General features: G+C 67.7%; 8 protein-coding genes. 4 read left to right on the forward strand and 4 right to left on the reverse strand.

Annotated elements, in window-relative coordinates; translation table 11 throughout:
- Nucleotides 1-14: 14 nt before the first annotated feature.
- The 3 genes from MJO58_RS05670 to MJO58_RS05680 all read right to left on the reverse strand — a co-directional run bounded on the left by MJO58_RS05670 (nt 15) and on the right by MJO58_RS05680 (nt 6,457).
- Nucleotides 15-2,507, reverse strand: a complete 2,493-nt coding sequence (locus MJO58_RS05670; protein WP_239722246.1) for an ATP-binding cassette domain-containing protein — start codon at nt 2,505-2,507, stop codon at nt 15-17.
- A gap of 4 nt (nt 2,508-2,511) precedes the next feature.
- On the reverse strand, nt 2,512-5,166 hold the full coding sequence (locus MJO58_RS05675; RefSeq protein WP_239722247.1) for an ATP-binding cassette domain-containing protein: 2,655 nt from the start codon (nt 5,164-5,166) through the stop codon (nt 2,512-2,514).
- Between the two features lie 76 nt (nt 5,167-5,242).
- Nucleotides 5,243-6,457 (reverse strand): NADH:flavin oxidoreductase, encoded by a 1,215-nt coding sequence (locus MJO58_RS05680; RefSeq protein WP_090600626.1) that lies wholly within the window; start codon nt 6,455-6,457, stop codon nt 5,243-5,245.
- 39 nt (nt 6,458-6,496) lie between these two features.
- On the opposite strand from MJO58_RS05680, the gene MJO58_RS05685 reads away from it, so the two are divergent.
- Both MJO58_RS05685 and MJO58_RS05690 read left to right on the forward strand, forming a co-directional pair.
- Nucleotides 6,497-7,345: a bifunctional methylenetetrahydrofolate dehydrogenase/methenyltetrahydrofolate cyclohydrolase gene (locus MJO58_RS05685; protein WP_239722248.1), complete on the forward strand. Its 849-nt coding sequence runs from the start codon at nt 6,497-6,499 to the stop codon at nt 7,343-7,345.
- Nucleotides 7,342-7,626, forward strand: coding sequence for a DUF3017 domain-containing protein (locus tag MJO58_RS05690; protein ID WP_090600628.1), 285 nt, complete (start codon nt 7,342-7,344; stop codon nt 7,624-7,626). The genes MJO58_RS05685 and MJO58_RS05690 overlap by 4 nt, the downstream gene beginning before the upstream one ends.
- Here MJO58_RS05690 and MJO58_RS05695 read toward each other — a convergent pair.
- A complete protein-coding gene (locus MJO58_RS05695) occupies nt 7,623-8,180 on the reverse strand; it encodes a DUF732 domain-containing protein (RefSeq protein WP_239722249.1) in 558 nt (185 codons plus the stop codon). The genes MJO58_RS05690 and MJO58_RS05695 overlap by 4 nt on opposite strands.
- A gap of 270 nt (nt 8,181-8,450) precedes the next feature.
- On the opposite strand from MJO58_RS05695, the gene MJO58_RS05700 reads away from it, so the two are divergent.
- Both MJO58_RS05700 and MJO58_RS05705 read left to right on the forward strand, forming a co-directional pair.
- Nucleotides 8,451-9,893 (forward strand): FAD-dependent oxidoreductase, encoded by a 1,443-nt coding sequence (locus MJO58_RS05700; protein WP_239722250.1) that lies wholly within the window; start codon nt 8,451-8,453, stop codon nt 9,891-9,893.
- 255 nt (nt 9,894-10,148) lie between these two features.
- Nucleotides 10,149-11,516 carry an HNH endonuclease signature motif containing protein gene (locus tag MJO58_RS05705; protein WP_239722251.1) on the forward strand — a complete coding sequence of 456 codons (1,368 nt, stop codon included), beginning with the start codon at nt 10,149-10,151 and terminating at the stop codon, nt 11,514-11,516.
- Nucleotides 11,517-11,617 lie beyond the last annotated feature (101 nt).

Below are 11,617 nucleotides of genomic sequence, written 5' to 3' on the forward strand. Positions count from 1 at the left end.
GGACTAGCGCCCGGTTAACGGCGGAGCCGGATCCGCCACCACACGATGAGGGAGTAGAGCACCGACAGCGCGCCGAGCATTCCCATGTCGAGCAGCCACGCGCTTTCCGTGTGCGCCCAGTGGCTGTCCTTCGGGCCGATCGGCACCAACAGCCGCAGATTGACCGTGGCTGCCGACGCCGCGTAGCCCCAACGTGACGGCATCAGCCAGGACAGCTGGTCGAGGAAGAGCCGGCCGGTTACCGGAATAAGGCCGCCGGCGAGTACCAGCTGCAGCATCAGCGACACCACCAGCAGCGGCATGATCTGTTCGTTGGAGCGCGCGATCGACGACAGCACCAGGCCGAGAATCGCCGAGGCCACACACGTCGCGGCGATCGTGACGAACAGCTCCAGGCCGGCATTACCCAACAGCACCGCCGGCTGTTTGGGCGCGCCCTTGCCGATCAGCACGATGCCGGTCGCGATCGCGGCCTGGATGATCGCGAACGCGCAGAACACGGTGATCTTGGCACCGAGGTAGGCCCCGGTGGACAGGCCCACGGCCTGCTCACGCTGGAAGATCGGGCGTTCGCCGATCAGATCGCGGATCGTCAGCGCCGTACCCATGAAGACGGCGGCGATCGACATCAGCGTCAGGATCTGGGCTGCCTCGTCGGGCGTCTCGCTGTTCGGGTCGCCGATGCCGAACCCGCTGTGGCCGGGAACGGTCAGCGAGAGCGCCCCCAGAATGAACGGCAATACCGCCAGGAACGCGAAGTAGGCGCGGTCGGAGATGATCAACCGGATCTGGCGCCGCGCGATCGTGGAGAACTGGCGCAGCATGTTGGTGCGCGACGGGGTGCCCAGATCGGCCGGTGTCTCGGCCCGGGTGGGCGGCGTGTGGTCCTGGCGTTCCAGGAATCGGCGGTTGGCCTCGTCGGGATCGGCGCCGACCTTCGCGAAGATCTGGGCCCAGTTGGTGGTGCCCATCGCGTCCCCGATCTCGCCGGGTGGGCCGAGGAACGCGATCTTGCCGCCGGGCGCCATCAGCAGCACCTGATCGCAGACGTCGAGATAGGTCAGCGAGTGCGTGACGACGAGCACGACGCGCCCGGCGTCGGCGAGCTGGCGCAGCATCGTCATGACCTGCAGATCCAGCGCCGGGTCCAGCCCCGAGGTCGGCTCGTCCAGGATCAGCAGCGACGGCCCGGTCAGCAGCTCGAGGGCAACCGACGCGCGTTTGCGCTGCCCGCCGGAGAGCTTGTCGACCCGGGTCTCGGCGTGCGCGGTCAGCCCCAGCTCCTCGAGGACCTGCGCGACGACCTGGTCGCGGTCGGCCTTGCTGGTGTCGGGCGGCAGCCGCAGTTCGGCCGCATAACCGAGCGCCTGGTTGACCGTCAGCTGACGGTGCACGACGTCGTCCTGGGGGACCATCCCGATCCTGCTGCGCAGCGAGGCGTAGGCGGTGTGGATGTTGTGGCCCTCGAAGGTGACCGCGCCCGCGGTCGGGGTGGTGTAGCCGGCGATCAGCCGCGACAGCGTCGACTTGCCGGCGCCGGAGCCGCCGATGATGGCCGTCAGCGTGCCGGGCCTGGCGGTCATCGTGATCTGCTGCAGCAGATCCTTACCGTTGATCGCGAAGCCGACGTCGTGCACCTCCAGGCCGCCGGTGCGGGTCGCCGCGTCCTGGCGCCGGGCCAGCAGGCCGGCGCTGAACACCAGGTCGACGTTGCCGATCGTGATCACGTCGCCCTCGGAAAGCAGGGCCTGCCCGACGCGTACCCCATTGACGAACGTCCCGTTGATGCTGTTCGCGTCGCGGATCTCGATGCCGGCTTGGGTCGGCTCCAGGAACGCGTGGTGGCGCGAGGCCAGCACGTCGTGGATGACGATGTCGTTGTCGAGTTCGCGACCGATCCAGGCGGTGCCCCGGGCCGGCGCCTGCACACCCGATTCGGGTCCGACGACCTTCATCACCCTGGTCGGAAACTGCGACATGTCCGTACCCGTGGGTTTCGCCACCCGGGTCGCGTCATTCGGGACGGCCTGGGTCGTCACGGTGGGCCGCACGATCGGCACGGCTCTGGTGTGCACCGCGTCGGTGGGCGGGTCCACGTACGGCGTGTGCTGCGGCGGCACCGGCCGCGCACCCGGGTCCGGCGGCGGGATGGTCGGGACGGCTTGCGACGTGGGCGGCAGCACCCCGACGTTGCCCCGGTGGTGGCCGATCGAGAACGCGATCCGCGGGCCGTCGGGGGCGCCGAGGTTGACACCCTGGCCGTCACCGATGTCGAGCATCGGCACCCGCCGGCCGTCGACGAAGACGCCGCCCCGCGAATTGTTATCCAGCGCAACCCATCTGCCGTGATCGAAGCGCAGCAACAGGTGCGCGCGGGCAACCAGCGGATGCGCAACGCGGAGGTCGGCGCGCACGTCGCTGCCGACAATGACGTCGCTACCGGGGGCGAAACTCACCTCGGCTCGGTTGGACCGAACGGTCAGTACCGATTGCGCAGGGGCATTCATCAGGTCAGCGCCGTTTCAGCCGGATCTTCCACCACACGATCGCGCTATAGCTTATGCACAGGACTCCGAGCATGGCCATATCGAACAGCCATGCGCTCTTGGTGTGATTCCAGTGCTGGTCTTTCGGGTCGGTCGGGCCCGGTATCAGTCGGTGCGTGTCGATCGTCGACGCCGAGGCCGCGAAGCCCCACCGCGCGGGCGTGACCCACGACAACTGGTCGAGCACGGCCCGGTTGGTCACCCAGATCATGCCTCCGGAGAACACCAGCTGGCTCATGATCGACACCACCAGCATCGGCATGATCTGGTCCTGGGACTGGGCCAGCGCCGACAGCGCCATGCCCAGCAGTGCCGCACCCACACACGTCGCCGCCACGGTGACGAACAGTTCGAAGTTGACGTCGCCCAGAATCACGGCGTTGGAGATCGGCTTGCCCCACCCGATCACCGAAATGATCGTCGCGATCGCGGCCTGGACGATCGCGAACGTCGAGAACACCACGATTTTCGCGCCCATATAGGCGCCCGTCGAGAGGCCGACCGCCTGTTCTCGGCGGAAGATGGGTCGCTCGCCGATCAGGTCCCTGATCGTCAGCGCGGTCCCCATGAACACCGCACCGACGTTGAGCATCACCAGAATCTGGTCGGGCTGCGCGGGATTGTTACCCAGCGGATCGGACATTCCGTATCCGCTGTTGCCGCGCACGGTGAGGGTCAGAATGCCGATCAGGAACGGCAACAGCGCGAGGAACACCGTGTACCCGCGGTCGGAGATGACCAGCCGGATCTGGCGGCGCGCGATCGTGGAGAACTGGCGAAACGCGTTGGCGTGCGGCGCTTCACCCAGATCGGCCGCCGGGCTATGTTCGGACGGCACCTGCGGCAGCTGATGCTGGTTTTCGGCCAGGAAGCGACGGTTGGCCTCGTCCGGGTCGGCGCCCACCTTGGCGAAGATGTCGGCCCAGTTGGTGGTGCCCATCGCCGCGCCGATCTGGCTGGGCGGACCGAGAAACGCCGTCTTGCCGCCGGGGGCCACCAGCAGCAGCTGATCGCAGACGTCGAGGTAGGACACCGAGTGGGTGACAACCAGCACCACGCGGCCGGCGTCGGCCAGCTGACGCAGCATCATCATCACCTGACGGTCCAGCGCCGGATCCAGACCGGTGGTGGGTTCGTCGAGCAGCAGCAGCGACGGGCCGGTGAGCAATTCCAGGGCCACCGAGGCGCGCTTGCGCTGCCCGCCGGAGAGCTTGTCGACGCGGGTTTCGGCGTGCTTGGTCAGCTCGAGTTCCTCGAGCACCTGAGACACGACCTGTTCGCGGTCGGCCTTGCTGGTGTCCGGCGGCAGCCGCAGTTCGGCCGCGTAACCGAGCGCCTGATTGACCGTGAGCTGGCGGTGCACGACGTCGTCCTGCGGAACCATCCCGATCCTGCTGCGCAGCGACGCGTACTCCGTGTGGATGTTGTGGCCCTCGAAGGTCACCGTGCCGGAAGTCGGGCTGGTGTAGCCGGCGATCAGCCGCGACAGCGTCGTCTTGCCGGCGCCGGACCCGCCGATGATGGCCGTCAGGGTGCCGGGGCGAGCGGTGAGCGAGATGTGGTCCAGCAGCTGCTTTTTGCCCTGCTCGACGGTGTAGCAGACCGAGTTCACCTCGAGGCCGCCGGTGCGCGTCGCCGCTTCGGTGCGGCGTACCAGGGTGTCGCGGCTGAAGACGAGGTCGACGTTTCCGATCGTGACGACGTCGCCGTCGCTCAGCACCGCCGAGCCGACGCGGACGCCGTTGACGAACGTCCCGTTGACGCTGTGCGCGTCGCGGATCTCGGTGCCGAGCGGCGTCTGGAGCAAGAACGCGTGATGGCGTGAGGCCAAGACGTCCTGGATGACGATGTCGTTGTCGGTGGCGCGCCCGATCGTTTGCCCGCCGGTGGGCTTTTGCATCGCGCCCGACCGGGACGGCAGCAGCGCCTGGAACATCTTGGTCGCCAGATTCCCCACCTCCGGCGCCGCTTTGGCCTCGGCGACAACCGGTGCCATCTGCGTTCGGGGTGCGGCCGGCGGGGGCGGGCCGCCGGGCGCAGGCGGGCCACCCGGGGGATACGCGGGCGGTCGCCCCACCGACGTCGGATACACCGGTTGCCCCGGCGGCCCCGAGCGCTGGCCCGGCGGGCCGGGATGCGGACGCGGCGCGGCGCCCCCGCCCCAGGTCGTCTGGCGCCGGGGCGGCGGTCCCGGCGGAGCGGCAAGCGGTTGCCCCGACGCCTGTGACGAAGGCCACGCCGTTGCGGCGGCCCCGGCCGCGACCGCTATGCCCATCGACTCGGTACGCGGCGGCCGCCCGGCCATCCCTTGATGGCGCCCGACCTCGAACGTCAGCAGCGGGCCGTCCGGGTTTCCGATGTTGACGCTCTGCCCGTCGTGGATATCGACGACCGGCACCCGCCTGCCATTGGCGAAAGTGCCGTTGAGCGAACCGTTGTCGATCGCCAGCCACCGGCCCTGGTCGAAGCGCAGCAATAGATGGGCGCGCGAAATCAGGGGGTGCGTGATGCGCAAATCGGCCCGGAGATCGCGCCCCACCACCACGTCGTGACCCGCTGCGAAGGTGCGTTCCGACCCGTCATGCCGGACTGTCAACGTCGGCGGGGCAGGTGGATTCATCGCCACAACTCTAGCTCGTGGACCTATTTCGCCATTTGCACCGACGCGGCACGTCGGGCCGGCTGTGGTCGCGCAATCAGCTGTTGTCGGGCGCTCCGGTGACGACGCAGCGGGTGCGCGTGTAGATCGTCGGCATGCACCGATTGCAGTGCGTACACGCCGAATGGACGCTGTGCTGGGCGCCGTCGGCCACCAGTCGATTGATCAGGTCCGGCTCGGCCAGCAGCGCCCGGGCCATCGCGACGAATTCGAAACCCTCGGCCATCGCGAGGTCCATCGTCTCCCGGTTGGTGATGCCGCCAAGCAGGATCAGCGGCATCTTGAGTTCGGCCCGGAACAGCTTGGCGTCGCGCAGCAGATACGCCTCGCGGTAAGGGTATTCGCGCAAGAACTTCGTACCCGTCATGCGCATACCCCAGCGCAGCGGCGGCTTGAAGGCACCGGCGAACTCCTTGATCGGCGCGTCACCGCGGAACAGATACATCGGGTTGACCAGCGAGCTGCCCGCGGTCAGTTCGATCGCGTCCAGGCCACCGTCTTCTTCCAGCCATTTGGCGGTGATCAGCGACTCGTCGGTGGTGATGGCGCCGCGCACGCCGTCAGCCATGTTGAGCTTGGCCGTGACCGCGATCGGCGTTCCTTCGTCGTCCACGGCGCGGCGAACGGCCATCACAATGCCGCGCGCGACCTTGGCCCGGTTCTCCAGTGAGCCACCGAATTCGTCGTCGCGACGGTTGATCAACGGCGACAGGAATGAACTCGCCAAATAGTTGTGGCCCAAATGAATTTCGACCGCGTCGAAGCCGGCCTCCATTGCGAACCGGGCCGCGTTGGCGTGGGCTTCGATGACGTCCTTGATGTCGTCGCGGGTGGCCTTGCGGGCGAAGCGCATTCCGATCGGGTTGAAGAACCGCACCGGCGCCAGCGCCTTGGCCTGGTTGGACTTGGCGTTGGCCACCGGACCGGCGTGACCGATTTGCGCGCTGATCGCCGCGCCCTCGGCGTGGATCGCGTCGGTGAGCTTGCGCAGCCCCGGCACCGCCTCGGGGCGCATCCAGAGCCCGTTGCCCTCGGTGCGGCCGCCCTGGGAGACGGCGCAGTAGGCGACGGTCGTCATGCCGACCCCGCCGGCGGCCGGCGCGCGGTGGTACTCGATCAGGTCGTCGCTCACCAGAGCGCCGGGAGTGCGTGCTTCGAACGTCGCGGACTTGATGGTCCGGTTGCGCAGCGTGATGGGACCAAGCGTTGCTGGGCTGAAAACGTCGGGGGGAGTGGGCTGGTCAGAGGGCATATCAGGAGACTAGACCTCCGACATGGAAGACTGTGCGGCGTGGGCGCAATCACACTGGACGGCAAGGCCACCCGCGACGAGATCTTCGTCGACCTCAAGGAACGAGTTGCGGCACTCACCGCGGCGGGGCGCACGCCGGGGCTGGCCACGATCCTGGTCGGCGACGACCCGGGCTCTCAGGCCTACGTCCGCGGCAAGCATGCCGACTGCGCGAAGGTGGGCATCACCTCGATCCGTCGCGACCTGCCCGCCGACATCTCCACGGCCACGCTGAACGACACGATCGACGAGCTGAACGCCAACCCCGAGTGCACCGGCTACATCGTCCAGTTGCCACTGCCGCGGGGCCAGTTGGACGAGAACGCGGCGCTCGAGCGCATCGATCCCGCCAAGGACGCCGACGGCCTGCACCCGACGAACCTGGGCCGGCTGGTGCTCAACAACCCGGCCCCGCTACCGTGCACCCCGCGGGGCATCGTGCACCTGCTGCGCCGCTACGACGTCGAGATCGCCGGTGCGCACGTGGTCGTCATCGGCCGCGGCGTCACGGTCGGCCGGCCGCTGGGCCTGCTGTTGACGCGGCGCTCGGAGAACGCGACGGTGACGTTGTGCCACACCGGAACTCGTGACCTACCGTCGTTGACGAAGCAGGCCGACATCATCGTCGCGGCCGTCGGCGTGCCGCACTTGGTGACCGCCGACATGGTTCGCCCGGGCGCCGCGGTGCTCGACGTCGGCGTCAGCCGGGTGGACGACAAGCTCACCGGCGACGTGCATTCCGACGTGTGGGACGTCGCCGGTCACGTGTCGCCGAACCCGGGCGGCATCGGCCCGCTGACCCGGGCGTTCTTACTGACGAACGTGGTCGAACTGGCCGAGCGGCAATGAAGTTGGCGAAGACCGCGGCCAAAGCCCAGTGGCCGATCCTGCTGGTTGGGCTGATCTTCGTGACGGCATTCACGTTGGTGGGCGCCAACTTCTGGCGTCGCGGTTCGCTGCTGATCGGCATCGCCGTCGGGGTCGCCGCGATATTGCGTTTGGTGTTATCCGATGATCGCGCCGGCCTTTTGGTGGTGCGTAGCAAGGGCGTCGACTTCATGACGACCGCGACGGTCGGGGCCGCGATGGTCTATATCGCCTGGACCATCGATCCGCTCGGTACCGGCTAGATCCCCGGGCCCGTTATCTGGGGCAGGTTGGGCACCGCGCCGCCTGGCATGTTGGGCATCACGCCGGGCATGTTCGGCATCACGCCCGGCACGTTGGGCATGCCACCGGGCATCGTGGCGCCCGGCATGTTGGGCAGGCCGCCGGGCATGTTGGCGCCCGGCATGTTAGGCATAGTGCCGCTGGCCAAGTTCGCCATCGCCTGCGGGCAATAGGACTGAATCGCGATCGTGGTGAACATCTGAGCCATCGCCGGCGACATGCCCTGGCGTCTGACGCTGGTAACGGCGCCGGCGAAGCTGCCGCCGGGCTGGGCCAGCATTGGGCAGATGGATTCGCCCACGGCCATCGCGTTTCCGGGCTGGCCGAAGTCGACGCCGGCGTGGTTCAGCGCGTCGATGAAGCTATCGTCGGCGTTCGCGTCCGCCTCGGCCGGCGGCGAACCAAACGCCGCGGCGACGGCGAGTAGCCCGGCCACCGCGGTCAGCACGCGAAGCGGCAGGGGTTGCTGACGGAACATCCAGACCCAACCATGCGCAGCTGCAACTGCTTTCATGACAGCTTCCCCATCTGTCGCGGAGTGCTCGGAAGGCACTCGAATCACTCTGGAAAGACTGATCTATGGCCGTCACGTTTATGACACGGGGAGGTCAAGGTTTGCACACTATGCGTTTTGTGAGCGCGATGCTTCCGAGACATCGGTTATCGCGCGGAAAGCGTTACAGGCGAAGGCGGATCGCGTCCCGCCCAATCGAAGCCACACTGTGATCCGACATATGCGCCGACATCGTGCTCTTCAGTGAGAAATGGTTAAGAATTCGGCATCATGGATCGTGGCATTTCGCGCCAGACGTTTCTCCGCGGCGCCGTTTCAATGTTGGCGACCGGCGCGGTGCTCGGGACCACGCGGGCCGCCGCCGACCCCGGCGCCGCCGTCGCGAGTTGGAACGGCTTGGCCTCCACCATCGGCGGCAGCGTCGTGCTGCCCGCCAACGGCGCCCAATTCGCTTCGAGCAAGCAGGTTTTCAACTCGTTCTACAACAATTCCAGCCCCGCGGCGATCGTCGCGGTGTCCTCGCAAGCCGACGTCCAGAAGGCGGTCGCCTTCGCGGCGGCTAACAAGCTCAAGGTCGCACCGCGCGGCGGCGGGCATTCCTACATCGGGGCATCGAGCGCCAACGGCGCGATGGTGCTCGACTTACGCGGCCTGCCGGGTGGTGCGAACCTCGACGGCGGCAACGTCACGGTGACTCCGGCGACAAATCTGTGGGCGGTACACCAGGCCTGCGCCGGTGCCGGCCGCGGGGTGCCGACCGGCAGTTGTCCCACCGTCGGTGTCGCGGGGTTGACGCTCGGTGGGGGGATCGGCGCCGATTCGCGGCATGCCGGCCTGGCCTGCGACGCGCTGCAGTCGGCCACCGTGGTGCTTCCCAGCGGCGACGTGGTCACCGCCTCCGCCAACGATCATCCGGACCTGTTCTGGGCACTTCGCGGTGGCGGCGGGGGCAACATCGGGGTGACGACGTCGATGACGTTCGCGACCTTCCCGACCGGCGACACCGACGTGATTCGGCTGGAGTTCGCCCCTTCGTCGGCGGTCCAGGTACTCGTCGGCTGGCAGAACTGGTTGAACGGTGCCGACCGAAACGCCTGGGCCATGGTCGATCTCGCGATCGGCGCGGTCCAGCCCGACTGCCATATCCTGGCGACCTGCCCTGCCGGCGGAGCGCCCGGGGTGATCGACGCGATCAAGGCCGCGGTCGGTTTGCAGCCCGTTACGGTGACCAACAAGACGATGAACCGAATGGACCTCGTGACGTATCTGGCCGGTGGCAGCTCGACCTCGCCGCCACGGGGTTTCGTAGCCGGATCCGATGTGATCACCACCGTGAATTCTGCTGCGGCCCATGCCATTGCGGCCGCGATCGGGCAGTGGCCCGCAGCGGGCGGAAAGGCGTCGCTGCTGGTGGATCCGCTCGGTGGTGCCATCGCCGACGTCGCCGCCGGGGATTCGGCGTTTCCGTGGCGTAAGCAGTCCGCGGTGCTGCAGTGGTACGTCGAACCTGCCGCCAACCAGGTCGCGGCCGCGACGCAGTGGCTGAGTTCAGCGCACCAAGCGGTCCAACAATTTTCGGTCGGTGGTTACGTCAACTACTTAGAGCCCAACAGTCCGGCGTCGCGCTACTTCGGCTCGAATCTGTCGCAACTGACCTCCGTGCGCCAGAAGTACGATCCCAACCAGATCATGTACTCCGGCCTTAAATTCTGAGGGCGCACGGCCCGCCTCCGAGCGACAATGCTGCCGACTGGGGCCTGCGAAACCTCGTGTGTCACTTTGGTTTCTGCTCAAGGGTTTTTGGCCACGGCTGGCGGCGGGCGCCGGTGTTCTGGGCCCATGCGACTGTTCGCCCGCCTCCGAGCGACAATCGCCGTGTGTGCGCACTGGTGAATTCTCTTGCGCCACTGTGGTTTCTGTAGTCACACCGCGCCGTTTTTTGTCGGTGGGTGGGTTTAGTTTCGGGGTATGAGTGCAGCGGTGGTGATCGATGGGGACGTCGTCACGGCGGCCTTCGACACGCTGGATGCCGCCCTGGACCAGGTCTTGGGCCTAGACACCGAGATGCTGTGCACCCGGGAGCGACTAGTGCTGCTGGGCCGCTACGAGAAGATCCGACGGCGGCGATTGCCGGCCCTCGAGCATCGGCTGATCAACCAGATTGCCCGTCAAGCCACGCCGACGGAGTTGGGCGGCAAACTGTCGCATGCGATCGCGGAGTGGACGTTGATCAGCCGCGCCGACGCCGGCAGGCGGGTACGCGAGGCGGCTGATCTCGGTGAGCGCCGCGCCCTGACCGGTGAGCCGTTGGCGCCGGTGCTGGCCGCCACCGCGGCCGCGCAACGGGACGGCAGGTTGGGTTCTGGGCAGGTCGCGGTGATCCGGCGGTTCTATCACCAGCTGCCCGGCTGGATCGACACCGAAACCCGCACCCAGGTCGAGGCCACGCTGGCCACCGAGGGCACCCGGTACCGCCCCGAGCAGTTGGCCGGGCTGGCCGACACACTGGCCGACTGCCTCAACCCCGACGGCAACTACACCGACGACGACCGCGCCCGGCGCCGCGGGGTGACCCTGGGCCACCAACAACCCGACGGCATGTCCGCACTGCACGGCTGGATCACCCCCGAAGCCCGCGCCACCCTGGAAGCCGTGCTGGCCAAACTGGCCGCCCCCGGCATGTGCAACCCCGACGACGACACCGCGTGTGTGGACGGCACCCCCAGCCAAGACGCCATCGACCACGACCCCCGCAGCGCGGCCCAACGCAATCACGACGGCCTCAACGCCGCCCTGCGCGCCGTCCTGGCCTCCGGCGAGCTGGGCCAGCACAATGGCTTGCCGGCCGCGATCATCGTGTCCACCACCCTGGCCGAGTTGGACGCCGCGGCCGGCCACGGGATCACCGGCGGCGGCACCCGCCTGCCGATCAGCGACGTCATCCGCCTGGCCCGCCACGCCCACCACTACCTCGCCGTCTTCGACCACAGCAAACCCCTCGCGCTCTACCACACCAAACGCCTGGCCTCGCCCGGGCAGCGAATCGTGTTGTACGCCAAGGACCGCGGGTGTTCCGCTCCCGGCTGCGACGTGGGAGGCTACTACTGCGAAGTCCACCACATCACCGACTACGCCCAATGCCACACCACCGACATCGACAACCTCACCCTGGCCTGCGGACCGCATCACCGACTGCTCCAACCCCGAGGCTGGACCACCAGAAAACACCCCAACGGCCACACCCAATGGATCCCCCCACCCCATCTCGACCGCGGCCAACCCCGCACCAACACCTACCACCACCCCGAGCGAATGCTCTACGACCTGGACGAGTAGCGGAGCGTAACAGCGACGAAAGTCTATGTGCGCCAGGTATTTCGGGCGACGCAGTAACGATTGCCGCCGAGAGTGCTTTGGATATCAGTCGGGTGTCACCC

Source organism: Mycobacterium lentiflavum (assembly GCF_022374895.2).
GTDB classification, from domain to species: domain Bacteria; phylum Actinomycetota; class Actinomycetes; order Mycobacteriales; family Mycobacteriaceae; genus Mycobacterium; species Mycobacterium lentiflavum.